Source organism: Hydrogenophaga sp. L310 (assembly GCF_055703065.1).
The window spans coordinates 71,238-87,061 of sequence record NZ_JBVPZA010000009.1; the positions used below are offsets into that span (position 1 = coordinate 71,238).

Here is a 15,824-nt window from a genome sequence, read left to right on the forward strand (position 1 = left end):
ACCGGGTGTCAGCGCTGTTGCCACTTCATCGTGGCCACCGCCCCGCCCACAATGCCCGTCAGGGCGATGAAGGAGCCGATCGCCAGGGTGGACACGCCCGACAGGCCCTGGCCGATCGTGCAGCCCATCGCTGTGACCCCGCCAAAGCCCATCAGCACCGCGCCGATGAGCTGGGTGCGCAGATCCTCCATCGAGGCAAAGCCTTCCCAGCGGAACTGCCGCGTGCTGATGGCGTAGGCGAAGGAGCCGAGCACCACGCCGATGGCCGACGCGATGCCGAAGGTCATGCGCAGCGACTTGTCGGTCCACATCATGAGCATTTCCAGGTTGTAGGCCACTGGTGCGACGAAGCTCATGGATTCCAGCGTGCGGGTGTTGGTGGCGAAGTACACCGTTTCGAGCGTCTCGGGATCTTCGCCGTAGCCGAGATGGCCGGTCAGGTACCAGGCGGCCACGACCACCAGACCCAGCACCACCGAGCCGAACACGTGGGACAGGTTGGCGCGGAAGCGCTTGTCCTTGAACACGAACGCCAGCAGGCCCAGCCCCACCACGCTCAGCGTGATCAGCAGCACCGTCTTGTCCGGCAGGCCGGTCAGCCTGGCCAGCACCTGCGGCAGGCCCTGGGCGCTGAAGCCCCACTGCGACAGGTCCACCGAGACCGGGTCCAGGTAGCTGGCGCGCCACTGGCCAAACAGGCCCTTGAGTGTCATGTAGGCCGAGATCGCCAGAACCGTCAGCACCACCACCGATCGCAGGCTGCCACCGCCCACGCGCACCAGGTTCTTGTTGGTGCAGCCGGCGGCGATGGTCATGCCCACGCCGAACAGGGTGCCGCCCAGCAGCAACGACAACCAGGGCAGCACCGGCCGCTGGTAAACCGACCTGGACAGGTCGATCAGGCCGAAGTAATAGAGCAGGTTGGCCCCGATCACCGCCACGGCGATGGTCAGCAGCCACATGCGCATGCGGCCCCAGTGCTCCATGTTGACCACGTCCGAGATCGCGCCCATGGTGCAGAAGTTGGTCTTGTTGGCCACGGCGCCGAAGATGAAGGCCAGGACAAAACCACCCCAGACCACAAGCATCGACGGGTTCATTCCTTCGCTCATGTGCAGGGCTCCGGGGTCAGATGAACAGGCAGACGTCCGATTCGCCGGCGAACTTCATGAAGGTCGCGGCGCCGCCGTATTCGACGTCCTTGATGAATTCGCTGGTCTCGAACTCGAACAGGTCCACGGTCATCTGGCAGGCGACGAACTTGACCTCCAGTTCCAGGCAGACGTCGCGCAGTTCCTGCAGCGAGGCCACGCCCTTGGACTTCATCTTCTTCTTCATCATCATCGTGGCCATCGCTTCCATGCCCGGCAGCATCTGCACCATCACCGGCATGGGCACGGGCATCGGCATGGCCGGGTTCGCCAGCGGGCTGATCTGCACGCCGTCGAGGCTCTTGCGCAGCAGCTGCAGGCCGTAGAAGGTGAAGAAGATCTGGACATCCCAGCCCAGCGAGGCCGCGGTGGACGCCAGGATGAACGGCGGGTAGGCCATGTCCAGCGTGCCCTTGGTGGCGATCAACGCCATTTTTTTGCTTGCCACGTTGCGTGTCTCCTGCGAGGGGAAAAGGCGAGAGGGGCTTCAGGCCTTCTTCAGGTAGAACACGAACTTGCTGTTCTCGCTGCTCTGTTCCAGCAGGGCGTTGCCCGTCGCCTCGGCAAACGCGGCCATGTCGCACACCGAGCCGGGGTCGGTCGCCACCACGCGCAGGATCTGTCCGCTGGCCATGTCGGCCAGCGCCTTCTTGGTCTTGACGATCGGCATGGGGCAGGCCAGGCCCGAGGCGTCAAATTCCTTGTTGAATTCCATCGTTGTCTCCAGTGTTTTTTGATGGCGCTCACGCACCGCATGGAGGTTGATTCTTCAAGAGGACGCACGGCCCGTCTATCACCGCAAAGGGTGATGACGGGTAGCCCATATGGGTGATGTGGTTTTCCCCTGAGCCCGCAGGGGGTGGAACGACCGTGAAGCCTTACAGGCTGAGCCCTTCACCGGCTTCTTCCACCGTCTGACCGTCGCGGATGTGGTAGATCCGCTTGAAGGTCGGGATGATCTTCTCGTCGTGCGTCACCACGATGATCGCGGTCTGCGCGTGTTGCGCCATCTGGTTCAGGATGCGCATCACGCCCAGCGCGCGCTCGCTGTCCAGCGGCGCGGTGGGCTCGTCGGCCAGGATCACCGGCGGCTTGTTGGCCAGCGCGCGCGCGATCGACACGCGCTGCTGCTCGCCGCCCGAGAGCTGCGAAGGCTCGGCCCTGGCGCGGTGCGACACGTCCAGCGCGGTGAGCAGCTCCAGCGCGCGTTCCCGTGCCTTCGCATTGGGCATGCCCGCCAGCATGGGCAGCAAGGCCACGTTGTCGGTCACGTCCAGGAAGGGAATCAGGTAGGGCGCCTGGAACACGAAGCCGATGCGGTCGCGCCGCAGCGCGCGCAGGTCCTTCACCTTCCAGCCGTTGTCGTAGATCACATCCTTGCCCAGCGTCATGCGCCCCGAGGTGGGCTCGATGATCGCGCCCAGGCATTTCAGCAGCGTGCTCTTGCCCGAGCCCGAGGGACCGACCAGGCCGACCACCTCGCCGGGGCTCACCTGCATGTTGACGTGTTTGAGCGCTTCCACGGCCGTGTCGCCGTGGCCGTAGACCTTGCGCAGGCCTTCGATGAGGATGCCGCCGGGTTGGGGTGTGTTCATGGGGTTCATCCGATCGCCTCGCCCGGATCCACCTTGAGCGCGACGCGGATCGCCAGCGTGCTCGCCAGCGCGCAGATCACCAGCGTCACCACCAGGCCGGTGACCGCGTCGCCGGGCAGCAGCAGCACATATTTCGGGAACGCCGGCCCCCACACCGTGGCCGCCACCTTGCCCACGGCAAAGCCGATCAGCCCCAGGCCCAGCGCCTGCTGCAGGATCATGACGGCGATGGTGCGGTCGCGCGTGCCGATGAGCTTGAGCACCGCGATCTCGCGCAGCTTGCCCATGGTCATGGTGTAGATGATGAAAGCCACGATGGCCGCGCTGACGATGGCGAGGATGACCAGAAACATGCCGATCTGTTTCGCCGAGTTGGCGATCAGCTTCACCACCAGGATGTCTTCCATGCCGTCGCGTGTGTACACGCTCAGGTGCTTCCAGCGCCGTATCGGCTCGGCCACCTGCTCGGGCGTGAAGCCCGGCGCGATCTGCACCAGCACCGCGTTCACGCTGCGGCTGCTGGTCTGCAGGTTCTGCACCGCCTCCAGCAGGCCGGGGCTGCCCGGCCGGTTGAAGGCCGGGTTGGCCGCGGTGCGCGCGCGGTCGTTGACGATGGCGTCGTTGTCTTTCAGGAACTGGGTTTCCTGCGCGTCCTTCAGCGGCACGAACAGCATCGGGTCGCCTCCCGACGACACCATGCGCCGCGTCAGCCCCACCACCGCGTAGTCGTGGCGGCGGATGCGCACCGTCTCGCCCAGCTGGAAGCCGGTCTTCACGTCGGCCACCGCCTCGTAGTGGCTGCGCGTGGGGTGGCGTCCGGCCACCAGGTAGCCGGGTGCACCCGGCATGCCGGGCTCCATGCCCACCACCATCACCCGGTTGTCCTGTCCGTCTTTCTGCACCTGCATGGTGAGGTAGGCCACGTTGGCCGCGGCCGCCACGCCGGGCATGCCGCGCACGCTGCGCACCACGTCGTCCTTGATGCTCGACGACTCGGCGTACGGCCCCTGCGTGTCCTTCTGCACCACCCACAGGTCGGCGCGGCTGTTGCTCAGCAGCGCGTGCGCGTCGTCCACCATGCCGCGGTACACGCCCGCCATCGTCAGCGTCACGCCGATCAGCAGCCCCAGGCCCAGCCCGGTCAGCACGTACTTGCTCCAGCCGTGCAGGATGTCGCGCCCGGCCAGGCTGATCACTTCGCGCCTCCCGCCGGCACCAGCTGCTCCACCACCGCGATGCGCGCGTCGGGTTTGAGCGCGCTCTGGCTGTACAGCACCACGGTGTCGCCTTCACTCAATCCTTCCAGCGCCTGCACCGTTCCGTCCAGCCCCTGCACGCCCAGCGTCACCGGAGCAAACTCCAGCCCGCCGTCCTTCAGGCGCCAGACGCCGGTTGTCCCTTCGTGCTGCACCACCGCCGCGTTCGGCAGCAACAGACGCTCGGCCGTAGCCGGTAACTGCAAGGTCACTTCCGCCATCTCCCCCACAGAAACGCCGCTGGGCAGTGCGTCAAACGCCACCATCGCCAGCCGTTCTTCGGTCACGCTGTCGGCCAGCGCTTCCACGCGCGCCACCTTGCCGGCCAGCGTTTCGCCCGGGCGCGAACGCAGGGCGATGCGCGCCACCAGCCCCGGCGCCAGCCCGGCCGATCGGCCCTGGTCCACCCGCAGCTTCACCCACAGGCTGGCCGGGTCCATCAGCCGCAGCACCGCCTGGCCCGCCACCACCGTGGTGCCGGCCTCGGCGTCGCGCGCGGTCACCACCGCCGCGGCAGGCGCCACCAGTTTCAGGTTGCCACGCTGCTGCGCCAGCGCCGCGCGTTCGGCGCGCAGCCGCGCGATGTCCATCGCGCTGCCGCCCAGGTTGGCCTGCGCCGCCGCCACACCCGCGTTGGCCGAGGCCACCTCCTGTGCCCGCGCCTCCAGCGCGCCCGCACTGATGAAGTTCTGGTTCGCCAGGTCCTGGTTGCGTTTCAGGTTCGCCGCTGCGAGCGCGCGCCGCGCCTGTGCGTCATTCACCTGCGCGCCCGCCGCCTGCTGCGTGCTCTGTGCCCGGGCCAGCGAGGCGTCCAGCGCCGCCAGCCGCTGGTCCAGGTCCACCGGGTCCATCTCGGCGAGTGCCTGGCCGGGTTGCACCGCCTCGCCCACGTCCACCTGCACGCCCAGCACGCGCCCGGCCACCGTCGGCCCCACCATCCAGCTGCGCCGCGCCTCCACCTGGCCGATGCCAAAAATGGCCGGGCTCACGCTGCCCTTCTTCACCTCGGCCACCTGCACCTTCACCGGCGCCAGCGGCCCGGTGCGCAGCGCCACATAGGCCAGCGCGGCCACCAGCGCCAGCGCCATCCCGCCCAGCAGCAGGCGGCGCGAGTTTTGGGGGTTCATCTTCATGCGGGGGTCTCCTGGGTGCGCCGGGCCTTTGCGGTCGGCGCGGCAATCGCTTGTTGAAAAAGGTCAAACACGGCGGGCGCCAGCGCGCGCATCGCGCCCACCTGGCCGCTCAGCAGCGACTGCATCACCAGCCCCTGCACCGAGCCGATGAACAGCACCGCCGCCGCCTGCAGGTCGGTGCCCGGCGCCAGCAGCCGCGCCGCCTGTGCCCGTTGCAGCAGGCCGGTGAGCAGCGTGCGGTAGGCCTGCATCAGCCCGCGCACGCGCGCCTTCAGCGGCGTGTCCTCGGGGTGCTGCAGCTCCTGAAAAATCACCCGCGGCACGCCCGGCTGCTCCACCACGAAATCCACGTGCGCCATGAACACCGCGCGCAGCGCCGCCAGCGGCTGCCCGGCCGCCGCCGCGTGCAGGCGGGCCAGCAGCTCCTGGTGGGCGAAGTCGATCACCGCCAGCCAGATCGCTTCCTTGCTCTCGAAATGGCGGAACACCGCGCCCTGCGTGATACCCACCGCCTGCGCCAGCGCGCCGGTGGTCACCTCGGCCGGGCTGCGCTCGGCGGCCAGCGCCAGCGCCGCGGCCACCAGCTCGGCCTGGCGGGTTTGCGTGGGTTGTTTGGTGGACATGGGTCATTAATGTAATTGAGTAATTACTTATATTCAAGCGAAGAATCCGACGATGCCCGGCGTCTACCATCCGGGCCATGCCGCACCACCACGGCACGCTGCAGCACAGCCACCCGCACGCGCCCGACGTGCACCACCGACATGGGCACTGAGAGGTGGCCTCTGGCTGCTATCCGGCCCATGTGCCCCTCTGGGCAACGGCTGAACACCTCACTGGCTCAGCCGTTCGCGATGCGGCTGACCAAAGCCTTGGTGAATTCCGCCGTGCTGGCCTTGCCACCCAGATCGCCTGTCTGGATGGTGTCGACGTTCAGCGTCGCACCGAGCGCCTGACGCCGGTGCGTGGCCTGTTCCGTGAGTTTGACCTGGTCTCCAGCACCATCGCGGCTGCCAGCGGCAGGGCTGTGGGGTTGGCGATCCCCTGGCCAGCGATGTCGGGCGCTGAACCGTGGGCCGCTTCGAAGATGGCAGCGTCTGCACCGATGTTGGGCAGCAGGCGACCTTTGCCAAACTGCCCTGAGCGCTTGGCTTCAAGGATGGTGATCAAAAGGCCTCCAGCGGGTTTTTCGTCTCCCGCAACACGTCGTGCACTTCGGCCTCGATGCCGGCCCAGGCCTGCTCCGACATGCCCGACGGACATCGCAGGTGCTTGGGCATGCGGGCGGAGAGGGCCATGCCCTTGCGCGCAAACGCGATGCTGTTGCCGCCCTCGCGCGCTGCCACCGCCACTGTTTCTCCGTTGAAGCTCAAGGTTATGCGCTCCAGGTAGGCGCCGAAATACAGATCGAGTTCATGCAGGTTGCAGACCAGGACGCCCCCGGTGGTGAGCAGCCGCGCGCAATGGCCGTAGAAGTTCTGGGTGCCCAGAGACGGGGACATGTCATCGGCATTGAACCCGTCGACCATGATGACGTCGTAGCTCGCGTCGTCCATTGCAGCAACGAAGTCCGCACCATCGGCCTGCACCACCCGGAAGTCTTGCTGATCTGGCGGCACCTCGAACTGGTCGCGCAGCGCCATCACCCGCGGATCGATCTCGACCACCGTGATGTCGGTGCCGGGAAAGTGCCGGTGGCAGAACTTGGGCAGCGATCCCCCACCCAGCCCGATCATCAGCATGTGGCGTGCACGGGGCTGAAACAGCACGAACCCCATCATCAGGCGCGTGTAGTTCAGCACCAGGCGGTCGGGGGCGCGCAGGTCCATCGCGCTTTGCACATCGGTTGCACCGAAGCGCAGTGCGCGTTCAAAGCGTTCGTGTTCGATCCGGACATGTCGCAAAGTCAGGCCTGCTTTGACAGCAGCCTGCCGGAACGTGGTTTCGTGCTCAAAGGTCATGCGATCTTTCTGGCCTGAGCAGGGCTTCTTCAAGGCGCGTCGCGTCCTCGCAGATCAGGCCGTATTCCGGGTTGGTCTCACAGGCGCGCTGGACCGATTCGAGATCGGCCGCACCGAAACACACGGCGTCCAGCCAGTTCATGGCGCGCATGAACGCGGGCAGGGTGCAGGCGCAGTCGCCAAACCGGCGTTCAAAAGCCCGCATGTCAGCGTGTTCATGGCTCTCGTCCAGACAGGGCGACGACCAGCGCACAAAGCCGTCCTCCAGCCAGGCCGTCACCACCCACCAGGCCCTGGCCTCTCCCATCGGCCGGAAGCTGATGCCCAGATCGGTGACCACGCCCGTCTGGTGGGCGGTGTGGCGCGGGATCGCCAGCAAGCCGCCCAACTGGCGGTTCGCTCGTCGGGTGCGCACCTTGTGCGTGAGGTGTTGAATCATGGTGATAGCCGGTCAATGTGCTTTTGACACATCTATGATGTGACCATAGTACGTTTTCAATGTGCATATTATTATCATATGATGATCATAGTATCCCGTGTGCAGCGTTCGACGCACGAGCGGCACACGCCAGAACGTCCCCGTCCCCACCGTGTGTGAAGAGAGGTCCACCACCATGTCGCTGTCCGCCCTGGAACGAAGCCTGCGCGCCACGCACCCGCGCTGTGTCCGCGTCAACCTGCGCCTCTGGTATGCGCTGAAGTCCGCCAACCTCATTGCCCAGCGCGAGGTATCGCCCGCCGCTTCGTCGCTCGCCGGGGTGCTCTTTCCTCACTTTGGTGAGGTGCTGCTGGTGCTCGATCCCGAACTTGAGGGGCGTTCGTTCATGGTCGGACAAGCCGCTCAAGAGACCGTCCCGGTGGCTGTACAACCGGGCAACACGGCGCCCAAGGCAGCGGCCCCGCCGCAAGAAGCCCTGCCCGAATCACCGTTCGACCGCCGCTGGATGGGGCGCTACTGATGGCGGCCCCCGGATACATGCACATCCAATTTACATAGAATGCACACATGGAGCTCAAAACCGCCCGCCTCACCGTCCTGATCGACCCCGCCAAGAAGAAAGCCTTCGAAAGCCTGTGTGCGCGTCAGGACGTGACCCCGTCGCAGGTCGTGCGGCGACTGATCCGCGACTACCTCGCCAGCCACGGCGAGGGATTCATCCCCAGCGGCGCCGCGCCGCAAGCCGCCGAAGAAGACAGCGAAACCCCGGTCTGACCGTTCAGCGCCGCCGCAGCGCCGGCCCCTCGATCAGACCCACCACCAGGGCGCTCGCGCCCAGTGTGCCCACCATGAACAGCGGCAGCAGGCTGTGCACCATCTCGGACGAAATGTCCATCAGCAAGCTCACGAAGCCCAGATGGCGGTGGGCATCTCCGGTCGGGTGGGGCGAAGCCGCTGCACCCGCCGCCGCGATCCAGCGCACCGCCCCACCGGGTTCGAAGCCATGATGGAAGCGCTCGCCGACAATGATCGCTATCGCCAGGCGGCGGCCCGCCTCGCTGACCCATCGCGCGCGGTCGAGGTGCGTCTTGACCCGCTCTGAAGGCCCTCCCGCCCACCCGCACAAGCACCGCCGCTGGGCCGTGGGCCTGTCGGTGGCGTTGCACCTCGCCGCCGTGGGGCTGATCATCCAGGCCTCCAACCAGACCGTGCGGGATCGCGCGCCGCCCAAGGAAGCGGTCGTTTTCCTGGCAGACATCCAGCCCGCCGAGCCGCCCCCTGCGCCGCCGGTCAGCACCCCGCCCCCGGCGCCCCTCCTCAAGCCCGACCGGCCCACGCCCCGCGAGCCCGAGCCCGAGTCCGCCACGCCCCCGCCCGCCCGGGCCTTCATGGACGCGCCGCCGGCCCCCACGGCCGAGGAATGGGCCCTGGCCGCCACCTACACCCTCAAGAACAGCAAGCGCTACCGCCACAACTGGGGGCAACAGGTCCGCAGCCAGATGGGCACCGCCCACGAGGGCCCCGAGCAAGGCATCGTGCGCTTCCGCATCGAGATCGCACCCAGCGGAACCCTGGCCCGGCTGGACACCCTGTGGACCACCTCCGCAGAGATCGAACAACGCGCCCGCACCGCCATCGGGCAGATGCCGCCGCTGCCGCCCACGCCCAATGGCAAGCCCCTGATTTTTGAAAAGACCATCGTCTTCAACGCCTGGACCGCCGAGTCGCCGCCGCTCTACAAGAACGACTGCCTGCCCGACCCGCCGCCGCGCGGCAACCGCTTCGTGTGGGACGGCCGCTCGCCGCAAGGCCCGCCAGCGGAAGAAACCGAGCCTGAAAAGCTGGACCCCCAGGCCCTGGCCGACTGCCTCAAGCAGCTGCCCCAGGACAGCATCGAAGCCGAAGCCGCCGACGACCAGCGCCAGCAGGAGCAATGGGGGTCGCACAAACTGGGGCGCTGAGGGCGCCTCCAAGTCTTGGGCCGCGTGCGGCAAGAGGACGGCGCCAGCCGATGCGGCCGCGCCAGCGCTGCGTGACAAAGCTGCTCAATGGGCTGGCCGCTGGGTGGTCAGCAGAAGCGCCGCACGTAGTCGAGCAGCCATTTCATCTGGGTGGCCTCGGCCCAGGGTGCGCTCCTGAGTACGGTGTGATCGGGGCTGCCGGGTGTGGCGCTGTTCAGCTTCACGCTGTAGGTTTCGCCGCCAGGGGGCTTCTCCAGAGCGGCTTCGGTGCCCGGCAGCAGGATGGCCCGGGAGTCCTTGCCATCGAACTGGCCTTGAGCGTGCACTTCCAGCATGCAACCGTCCAGCAGCGCGAAGCGGGCATGGGCTTCCAGATACTTGCCGCGTCCGATCTGGTTCATGGCTTCCAGAGTGGCCTGCTGGCTCATGCCGTATTCCAGGTGCAGCGTGTCGCCTTTGCCGAAATAGCCGTCGGAGCAGGCGCTCAGGGTGAGCCACGCAGCCGCCGCGGCGGCGAGCGCGAAGGGTCGTCGCGTGGTCATGGGGTGGTCACCTCGTCGGTGCTTTCAGGCGCGTTCGGGTCCAGGTGGGTGGCGAGCACCTTGTCGATGGTGCGGCCGTCCATGTCCACGATTTCGAAGCGCCACTCTTCCCATTCGACTTTGTCGCCTTCCTTGGGCAGGCGACCGGTCAGCAGCATCATGAGTCCGCTGAGCGTGTGGTAGCGGCCACGCTCTTCGTCGGGCACCGAGTCCAGCGCCAGGCGGTCCTTGAGTTCGGGCACGGGGATGTGGCCGTCGAGCAGCCAGGAGCCGTCGTCGCGCTGCATCGCCCAGGAGGTTTCCGGGTCGCGCGGGCTGAATTCGCCGGTGATGGCCTCGATCAGGTCTTGCAGCGTCACGATGCCCTGGACTTCGCCATATTCGTCGATGACGAACGCCATCTGCCCGCCCGACTGACGGAAGTTGCCGAGCAGCTCCATGCCGGTGATGGTTTCGGGTACATACAGCGGCTCTTCCATGGGCTGGGTGGCCAGTTCGCGATCACTGCCGCGCAGCGCCTGCGAGAGCCACTTGCGGGCGTTGACCACCCCCGCCACGTTGTTGAGTCCGCCGTGGACCACAGGAAAGCGCGCATGGTCGGAGGCTTCGACGCGTGCCATGTTGACCTCAAAGCTCTGCTCCAGGTCGAGCGCGACGACATCGCTGCGCGGCACCATGAGGGATCCGATCTGCCGGTCGTCGAGCCGGAACACGTTGCGCACCATGGTGTGTTCGTGCGACTCGATCACGCCCGCGCTCGTGCCCTCTGCGAGCATGGCGTGGATCTCTTCCTCGGTCACGGCGTTGGCGTTGCCCTGCTGGATGCCGAGCACGCGCAACAGACCTTTGGTGGAGAGCGAGAGCAGCACCACGAAGGGTTTGGTCGCCATGGCCAGCCAGTTGATGGGGCGCGCCACGAGGCGTGCGAGCAGCTCGGGGTTGGACTGGCCGATGCGCTTGGGCACGAGTTCACCCACCACGATGGAGAAGTAGGTGATGAGCACCACGACCAGGCCGGTGGCGGCGAGCTGGCTGTATTGCCCGGGCACGCCCACAGTCACCATCCAGACGGCCAGCGGCGCGGCCAGCGCGGCCTCGCCCACGATGCCGTTGAGCACGCCGATGGAGGTGATGCCGATCTGGATGGTGGAGAGGAATCGCGTGGGATCTTCGCCCAGCTTGACGGCGGCGGCTGCAGAGCGGTCGCCTTCGTCGATGAGTTTTTGCAGGCGCACTTTGCGGGCGGTGACCAGCGCGATCTCGGACATGGCGAACAGGCCATTGAGCAAGATGAGCGCGAACAGTAAGGCGATTTCCATGGTGGGAACGGGGTCCAAAGGGAGGCGCCCGCACAGAAGCGGGCCGGGAGGCAAAGGGGATGGCAGGCAGGCGGGCGGGCGCCGCGCCTGAGGTCAGGCGCGCGTGGTGCGCTGGGGAGGTCGGTCCAGACCCACGGGGAGTGGGTCGTCCCGGGTCCTGAAAACCCAGGGTGTCGCCGGCAGCGGCGCGAGGGACAGCCTGATGACCGGCATGACACGCGCCGGGCCGTCGGGCACGTCGGGGGCGTCGTCGGTCAGGCCGTGCTGGATGCTGGAGTTCAGCCCGTCCGCGTCGGCCGTCAGCGCGGACTCGGTGAGCGCCGGCGAGGGCATGTGAAGCGTAAAACCGCCCAGGCTCAGCAGGAAATGCAGAGCAAACAAGGCGATGAGGAGCCGGCGCAACATGGGGCGATTATAGAAATGGGTTGGTTTTGATCGCCTTGCCGGGCGCCAGATCGGGTATGCGTCGATAGAATCCGCCCTTGTGAAATCCGTCCTCACCACCTGGGTCCTGTTGTTCGGTCTGCTGCTGCAGTCCGTGGTGTGGGCGCTGCCCGCCCAGCGGGCCGGCCAGGCCGAGCGGCTGGCGCACGAGGTGGCCCATGCGATTGACCATGGTCACCACCAGCACCTCGACCCACACGGGGCGCTGGGCCACGACCTCGACCCCACGCTGATGATGGACGACGCGCCCAGCGGCGACGACCACGGTCCCCACCACTCGCACGCCAGCGAGGGCGTGCAGTTCCAGGGCCTGCCCGTGGCGGCGGCGCTGCCTGTGCCAACGCTGCCGCGCAGCGCTCCCCGGGCATGGACGCCGGTCCAGCCACCCTCGGCCGATCCCGACAGCTGGCTGCGGCCTCCCAGGTCCCTCGTCTGATGTTTCCCGGGCGCCTGCGTGGCGCCCAGCCGCGCGCGGCGCTGCTTGCGCGAGGTGGCCCGTTCCGCAGGCACTGCGGCCGGCTTCTCCATCAGACCCACAGGATTTTTCCATGCATGTTTCCCGCTTGCGAAGCGCGGCCATCTGGCTGTCGCTCGCCCTCGCGCCGCTGGCCGCCCTGGCCCACGGCATTTCAGACGCCGACCGACAGCGCATGCTCGACGGCGGTTACCTCCAGTACGTGGGCCTGGGCGCCAGCCACATGCTCACCGGCTACGACCACCTGCTGTTCCTTTTCGGTGTGGTGTTCTTCCTGGCCTCGTTCAAAGACGTGGTCAAGTTCGTCTCGATCTTCACACTGGGGCATTGCATCACCCTGATCTTTGCCACCTACTTCAAGATCACCTGGAACTACTACCTCATCGACGCCATCATCGCCGTCAGCGTCATGTACAAGGCTTTCGACAACAACGGCGGCTTCCAGAAGCACTTCCAGATGGCCTCGCCCAACCTGCTGTGGATGGTGTTCGGCTTCGGTCTGCTGCACGGCTTTGGCCTGTCCACCCGGTTGCAGCAGCTGCCGCTGGGCGACGACCCGATGGCCATGCTCGGGCGCATCCTCAGCTTCAACGTGGGCGTTGAGCTGGGCCAGATCGCCGCGCTGGTGGTGATGGTGGGCGCGCTCTCGCTGTGGCGGCACCGTCCGTCGTTCAAGCGCTTTGCCTACATGGCCAACCTGGGGCTGCTCTACGCTGGTGTCTACCTGTTGTTCATGCAGCTGCACGGCTACCAGCACGACGTGGCGCCCGACAGCTTCCGTTTCCCCGCCGCCGAACACCGCCACGCCCACGAAGACCTCGATGTTGAAAACACACAAGACACCAGCCGTGACGGACTCTGATCTTTCCCATTCTCATGCCCTCTCTATCCAACCCCCGAAAGGACTCCCCATGAAATCCCTCGCCATCGCCGCCGCCCTGGTCTCCACCCTCATCGCCGCCCCCGCTGCGCTGGCCGCCGAAGGCAGCAGCTGCCATTTCCACGGCACCAAGCCCGCCACCGAAGCCGTGGTCACCGACTGCGCATCGCAGCGCAAGGCCTCGCTGGTCAAGGCTGGCAAGCTCGACGCCTCCTGGCAAGCCGTCAAGCAAGACAAGGCCGAGTTGGTGGACGGCAAGAAAGGCAAAGAGTGGAAGGTGTCGTTCAAGAACCCTGCCGTAGCCGACGCGGCCAAGCAGACGCTCTATATCTTCTTCTCGCAGCCCGGTAACTTCATCGCCGCCAACCACACCGGGCAGTGATGCAAAACGCGTCGCCCGTCTTGCGCGGCGGCGCGCTGGCCCTGCTGGCCGCCGCCCTGTTTGGCCTGAGCACGCCGCTGGTGCAGCGTTTCGGTCAGGGCCTCGGCCCGTTCAGCACCGCCGCGCTGCTCTACGCCGGCGCCGCGCTGGTGGCCCTGTTCCAGCGCCGGGGCGCGGGGGTCGAAGCGCCGCTGCGCCGCAGCGATGCACCGCGCCTGCTGGCCATGGTGGCGGCGGGAGCTGTCATCGGCCCGGTGGCGCTGGCCTGGGGCCTGCAGCGCACCAGTGGCGCCAGCGCCTCGCTGCTGCTCACGCTCGAAGCCGTGTTCACGGCGGTGCTGGCCTGGCGCTGGTACGGCGAGGTGCTGGACGGCCGCGTCAAGACCGCCGTGGCACTGCTGCTGGCCGGCGGCGCGCTGCTGGTGATCGACCAGGGCCTGACCGGCCAGGTCGAACTGATGGGCCTGCTCGCCGTGGCCGTGGCCACCGTGGCCTGGGGGGTGGACAACACGCTCTCGCGCGGCGTGGCCGAGCGCGACCCGGGGCAGGTGGTGCTGGTCAAAGCCGCGCTGGGCGCCAGCGTCACCACCGCGCTCGCGCTGGTTTGGGGCGAGCCGCTGCCGCCGCTGCCCGCTGCGCTGGCCCTGATCGCCGTGGGCGCCACCGGCTACGGCCTGAGCCTGCGCTTCTATTTGCTGGCGCAGCGCAGCTTTGGCGCCGCGCGCACCGGTTCGGTGTTTGCGTTCGCGCCCTTCATCGGCGCCCTGGGTGCGTTCGCGCTGGGCGAGCGCGCGGCCAGCGGGCTGCTGCTCGCGGGCGGCGGGCTCATGGTGGCCGGGGTGCTGATCCACCTGGCAGAAGACCACGGCCACGACCACGATCACGAGGCCATGGATCACGAACATGCCCACACCCACGACGATGGCCACCACCTGCACAGCCACAGCCCCATGCCCGTCGGCCCGCACAGCCACCCGCACCACCACGGCACGCTGCACCACAGCCACCCGCACGCGCCCGACGTGCACCACCGGCACCCCCACTGAGCGGGGCGCTGTTCAGCGCCGTCGCAATGCCAGCCCCAGCAAGGCCAGGCCGCTGAACGCTGCCCCGGCGTAGAAGGTGAATGAGGCGCCCAGCTGGTCCCACAGCAGGCCGGCGATGGCGCTGGACAGCAGCAGGGCCACACCGCTGACCAGATTGAAGAAGCCGAAAGCCGTGCCGCGCAGATCGGCCGGTGCCGTGTCGGCCACCATGGTCGCCAGCAGGCCCTGCGTCATGCCCATGTGCAGACCCCACAACGCCACGCCGGCCAGCAGCGTGGTCCAGTGCGCGTTGACCGCCAGCACCAGGTCGGCCACGATCAGCACCGCCAGGCCCAGCGCCAGCAGCGTCCGGTGGTCCATGCGGTCGGACAGGCGGCCAAAGGGGTAGGCCGACGCCGCGTAGACCAGGTTCATCGCCACCATCACCAGCGGGACCAGGGCCACCGGCACACCACTCTGCGCGGCGCGCAGCACCAGAAAGGCCTCGCTGAAGCGCGCCAGCGTGAACACCGCGCCCAGGCCCACCACCCACCAGTAGGCGCTGCCCAGGCGGCGCAGGTTCTCGCGCCGGATCGGGTTGCTGCGCCGCAGGCCAGCCGGTCGGTCGGGCTCGCGCACGCCCAGCATCAGCAGCGCCACCGCCAGCACCCCCGGCACCACCGCCACCCAGAACACCGCCCGGAAGTCGTTGGCCCACAGCAGCATCAGGCCCACCGCCAGCAGCGGGCCGAGGAAGGCGCCCACCGTGTCGAGCGACTGACGCAGGCCGAAGGCTGCGCCGCGCATGTCGGGCGGCGCGATGTCGGCCACCAGCGCGTCGCGCGGTGCGCCGCGCACGCCCTTGCCCACGCGGTCGAGCAGGCGCGCCGTCAGCACGGTGCCGATGCCCGGCGCCAGCGCAAACAGCGGCTTGGTCAGCGCGCCCAGGGCGTAGCCGAACACCGCGAGCCACTTGCGTTTCCCCCACCAGTCGCTCAGCACGCCCGAGAACACCTTGACGATCAGTGCGGTCGCCTCGGCCAGCCCCTCGATCAGCCCGACCACCAGGGCGCTCGCGCCCAGCGTGCCCACCATGAACAGCGGCAGCAGGCTGTGCACCATCTCGGATGAAATGTCCATCAGCAGGCTCACGAAGCCCAGCACCCAGATGGCGGTGGGCAGCCGTGGTTTGGAAGGGCCTGACTTGTTCATGACGCGTGTGAGTGGTCGGTTTGTTTCAGCGTGGCAGCAACACCAGACA

General features: G+C 67.6%; 21 protein-coding genes and 1 pseudogene. 7 read left to right on the top strand and 15 right to left on the bottom strand.

All coding sequences use genetic code 11. From position 1 onward, the window contains the following. Nucleotides 1–8: 8 nt before the first annotated feature. The 10 genes and pseudogenes from AC0GNO_RS15670 to AC0GNO_RS15715 form a co-directional block, all read right to left on the bottom strand. Nucleotides 9–1,112 carry a YeeE/YedE family protein gene (locus tag AC0GNO_RS15670; RefSeq protein ID WP_472886744.1) on the bottom strand — a complete coding sequence of 368 codons (1,104 nt, stop codon included), beginning with the start codon at nt 1,110–1,112 and terminating at the stop codon, nt 9–11. 16 nt (nt 1,113–1,128) lie between these two features. Further along, a complete protein-coding gene (gene dsrE2, locus AC0GNO_RS15675; protein WP_472886745.1) occupies nt 1,129–1,599 on the bottom strand; it encodes a sulfur carrier protein DsrE2 in 471 nt (156 codons plus the stop codon). 39 nt (nt 1,600–1,638) lie between these two features. Continuing rightward, the gene (locus AC0GNO_RS15680) at nt 1,639–1,866 is read right to left on the bottom strand and encodes a sulfurtransferase TusA family protein (protein ID WP_305360318.1); all 228 of its coding nucleotides are present in this window, start codon (nt 1,864–1,866) and stop codon (nt 1,639–1,641) included. 163 nt (nt 1,867–2,029) lie between these two features. Then, nucleotides 2,030–2,755 carry an ABC transporter ATP-binding protein gene (locus tag AC0GNO_RS15685; protein ID WP_472886746.1) on the bottom strand — a complete coding sequence of 242 codons (726 nt, stop codon included), beginning with the start codon at nt 2,753–2,755 and terminating at the stop codon, nt 2,030–2,032. Next, nucleotides 2,752–3,942: an ABC transporter permease gene (locus AC0GNO_RS15690; RefSeq protein ID WP_472904611.1), complete on the bottom strand. Its 1,191-nt coding sequence runs from the start codon at nt 3,940–3,942 to the stop codon at nt 2,752–2,754. Before AC0GNO_RS15690 ends, AC0GNO_RS15685 begins: the two co-directional genes overlap by 4 nt. Next, entirely contained in the window at nt 3,939–5,135 is a 1,197-nt protein-coding gene (locus AC0GNO_RS15695; RefSeq protein WP_472886748.1) for an efflux RND transporter periplasmic adaptor subunit, read from the bottom strand. Before AC0GNO_RS15695 ends, AC0GNO_RS15690 begins: the two co-directional genes overlap by 4 nt. After that, the gene (locus AC0GNO_RS15700) at nt 5,132–5,758 is read right to left on the bottom strand and encodes a TetR/AcrR family transcriptional regulator (RefSeq protein WP_472904612.1); all 627 of its coding nucleotides are present in this window, start codon (nt 5,756–5,758) and stop codon (nt 5,132–5,134) included. Before AC0GNO_RS15700 ends, AC0GNO_RS15695 begins: the two co-directional genes overlap by 4 nt. A gap of 218 nt (nt 5,759–5,976) precedes the next feature. Beyond that, a pseudogene (locus tag AC0GNO_RS15705) lies at nt 5,977–6,245 on the bottom strand (isocitrate/isopropylmalate family dehydrogenase); the annotation flags it as partial. A 56-nt stretch (nt 6,246–6,301) separates the two neighbouring features. After that, nucleotides 6,302–7,096 (bottom strand): fused MFS/spermidine synthase, encoded by a 795-nt coding sequence (locus AC0GNO_RS15710; RefSeq protein WP_472904613.1) that lies wholly within the window; start codon nt 7,094–7,096, stop codon nt 6,302–6,304. Further along, nucleotides 7,086–7,535 (bottom strand): hypothetical protein, encoded by a 450-nt coding sequence (locus tag AC0GNO_RS15715; RefSeq protein ID WP_472904614.1) that lies wholly within the window; start codon nt 7,533–7,535, stop codon nt 7,086–7,088. The genes AC0GNO_RS15710 and AC0GNO_RS15715 overlap by 11 nt, the downstream gene beginning before the upstream one ends. Before the next feature lie 175 nt (nt 7,536–7,710). Here AC0GNO_RS15715 and AC0GNO_RS15720 point away from each other — a divergent pair, with 175 nt between their 5' ends. Next, nucleotides 7,711–8,055 carry a hypothetical protein gene (locus AC0GNO_RS15720; protein WP_472904615.1) on the top strand — a complete coding sequence of 115 codons (345 nt, stop codon included), beginning with the start codon at nt 7,711–7,713 and terminating at the stop codon, nt 8,053–8,055. A gap of 47 nt (nt 8,056–8,102) precedes the next feature. Next, nucleotides 8,103–8,309: a ribbon-helix-helix protein, CopG family gene (locus tag AC0GNO_RS15725; protein ID WP_290967901.1), complete on the top strand. Its 207-nt coding sequence runs from the start codon at nt 8,103–8,105 to the stop codon at nt 8,307–8,309. Between the two features lie 4 nt (nt 8,310–8,313). Here AC0GNO_RS15725 and AC0GNO_RS15730 read toward each other — a convergent pair whose 3' ends face one another. Then, nucleotides 8,314–8,517, bottom strand: a complete 204-nt coding sequence (locus tag AC0GNO_RS15730; RefSeq protein ID WP_472904710.1) for a hypothetical protein — start codon at nt 8,515–8,517, stop codon at nt 8,314–8,316. Nucleotides 8,518–8,623: 106 nt separating this feature from the next. Between AC0GNO_RS15730 and AC0GNO_RS15735 the strand changes: the two genes are divergently transcribed. Beyond that, a complete protein-coding gene (locus tag AC0GNO_RS15735) occupies nt 8,624–9,496 on the top strand; it encodes an energy transducer TonB (RefSeq protein ID WP_472904616.1) in 873 nt (290 codons plus the stop codon). A gap of 107 nt (nt 9,497–9,603) precedes the next feature. On the opposite strand, the gene AC0GNO_RS15740 is transcribed toward AC0GNO_RS15735, so the two are convergent. From AC0GNO_RS15740 to AC0GNO_RS15750, 3 genes are all read right to left on the bottom strand, one after another. Further along, complete coding sequence (locus AC0GNO_RS15740) at nt 9,604–10,038, bottom strand: hypothetical protein (protein WP_472904617.1); 435 nt, start codon at nt 10,036–10,038, stop codon at nt 9,604–9,606. Continuing rightward, nucleotides 10,035–11,357, bottom strand: a complete 1,323-nt coding sequence (locus AC0GNO_RS15745) for a hemolysin family protein (protein ID WP_472904618.1) — start codon at nt 11,355–11,357, stop codon at nt 10,035–10,037. The genes AC0GNO_RS15740 and AC0GNO_RS15745 overlap by 4 nt, the downstream gene beginning before the upstream one ends. A 93-nt stretch (nt 11,358–11,450) precedes the next feature. Next, nucleotides 11,451–11,762: a hypothetical protein gene (locus AC0GNO_RS15750; RefSeq protein ID WP_472904619.1), complete on the bottom strand. Its 312-nt coding sequence runs from the start codon at nt 11,760–11,762 to the stop codon at nt 11,451–11,453. A 79-nt stretch (nt 11,763–11,841) separates the two neighbouring features. Here AC0GNO_RS15750 and AC0GNO_RS15755 point away from each other — a divergent pair, with 79 nt between their 5' ends. The 4 genes from AC0GNO_RS15755 to AC0GNO_RS15770 all read left to right on the top strand — a co-directional run bounded on the left by AC0GNO_RS15755 (nt 11,842) and on the right by AC0GNO_RS15770 (nt 14,584). Next, complete coding sequence (locus tag AC0GNO_RS15755) at nt 11,842–12,237, top strand: hypothetical protein (RefSeq protein WP_472904620.1); 396 nt, start codon at nt 11,842–11,844, stop codon at nt 12,235–12,237. Nucleotides 12,238–12,349: 112 nt separating this feature from the next. Continuing rightward, the gene (locus AC0GNO_RS15760; protein ID WP_472904621.1) at nt 12,350–13,138 is read left to right on the top strand and encodes a HupE/UreJ family protein; all 789 of its coding nucleotides are present in this window, start codon (nt 12,350–12,352) and stop codon (nt 13,136–13,138) included. Nucleotides 13,139–13,187: 49 nt separating this feature from the next. Then, complete coding sequence (locus tag AC0GNO_RS15765; RefSeq protein WP_472904622.1) at nt 13,188–13,538, top strand: DUF6488 family protein; 351 nt, start codon at nt 13,188–13,190, stop codon at nt 13,536–13,538. Next, on the top strand, nt 13,538–14,584 hold the full coding sequence (locus AC0GNO_RS15770; protein ID WP_472904623.1) for a DMT family transporter: 1,047 nt from the start codon (nt 13,538–13,540) through the stop codon (nt 14,582–14,584). Before AC0GNO_RS15765 ends, AC0GNO_RS15770 begins: the two co-directional genes overlap by 1 nt. A 12-nt stretch (nt 14,585–14,596) precedes the next feature. On the opposite strand, the gene AC0GNO_RS15775 is transcribed toward AC0GNO_RS15770, so the two are convergent. After that, nucleotides 14,597–15,775 carry an MFS transporter gene (locus tag AC0GNO_RS15775; RefSeq protein WP_472904624.1) on the bottom strand — a complete coding sequence of 393 codons (1,179 nt, stop codon included), beginning with the start codon at nt 15,773–15,775 and terminating at the stop codon, nt 14,597–14,599. Nucleotides 15,776–15,824: the final 49 nt, after the last annotated feature.

Bases quoted from the DNA above. Each gene is read 5' to 3' on its own strand.
- AC0GNO_RS15670 (WP_472886744.1), bottom strand. From the start codon at position 1,112: ATGAGCGAAGGAATGAACCCGTCGATGCTTGTGGTCTGGGGTGGTTTT.
- AC0GNO_RS15680 (WP_305360318.1), bottom strand. From the start codon at position 1,866: ATGGAATTCAACAAGGAATTTGACGCCTCGGGCCTGGCCTGCCCCATG.
- AC0GNO_RS15685 (WP_472886746.1), bottom strand. From the start codon at position 2,755: ATGAACCCCATGAACACACCCCAACCCGGCGGCATCCTCATCGAAGGC.
- AC0GNO_RS15695 (WP_472886748.1), bottom strand. From the start codon at position 5,135: ATGAAGATGAACCCCCAAAACTCGCGCCGCCTGCTGCTGGGCGGGATG.
- AC0GNO_RS15700 (WP_472904612.1), bottom strand. From the start codon at position 5,758: ATGTCCACCAAACAACCCACGCAAACCCGCCAGGCCGAGCTGGTGGCC.
- AC0GNO_RS15710 (WP_472904613.1), bottom strand. From the start codon at position 7,096: ATGACCTTTGAGCACGAAACCACGTTCCGGCAGGCTGCTGTCAAAGCA.
- AC0GNO_RS15715 (WP_472904614.1), bottom strand. From the start codon at position 7,535: ATGATTCAACACCTCACGCACAAGGTGCGCACCCGACGAGCGAACCGC.
- AC0GNO_RS15720 (WP_472904615.1), top strand. From the start codon at position 7,711: ATGTCGCTGTCCGCCCTGGAACGAAGCCTGCGCGCCACGCACCCGCGC.
- AC0GNO_RS15725 (WP_290967901.1), top strand. From the start codon at position 8,103: ATGGAGCTCAAAACCGCCCGCCTCACCGTCCTGATCGACCCCGCCAAG.
- AC0GNO_RS15740 (WP_472904617.1), bottom strand. From the start codon at position 10,038: ATGACCACGCGACGACCCTTCGCGCTCGCCGCCGCGGCGGCTGCGTGG.
- AC0GNO_RS15745 (WP_472904618.1), bottom strand. From the start codon at position 11,357: ATGGAAATCGCCTTACTGTTCGCGCTCATCTTGCTCAATGGCCTGTTC.
- AC0GNO_RS15750 (WP_472904619.1), bottom strand. From the start codon at position 11,762: ATGTTGCGCCGGCTCCTCATCGCCTTGTTTGCTCTGCATTTCCTGCTG.
- AC0GNO_RS15760 (WP_472904621.1), top strand. From the start codon at position 12,350: ATGCATGTTTCCCGCTTGCGAAGCGCGGCCATCTGGCTGTCGCTCGCC.
- AC0GNO_RS15765 (WP_472904622.1), top strand. From the start codon at position 13,188: ATGAAATCCCTCGCCATCGCCGCCGCCCTGGTCTCCACCCTCATCGCC.
- AC0GNO_RS15770 (WP_472904623.1), top strand. From the start codon at position 13,538: ATGCAAAACGCGTCGCCCGTCTTGCGCGGCGGCGCGCTGGCCCTGCTG.
- AC0GNO_RS15775 (WP_472904624.1), bottom strand. From the start codon at position 15,775: ATGAACAAGTCAGGCCCTTCCAAACCACGGCTGCCCACCGCCATCTGG.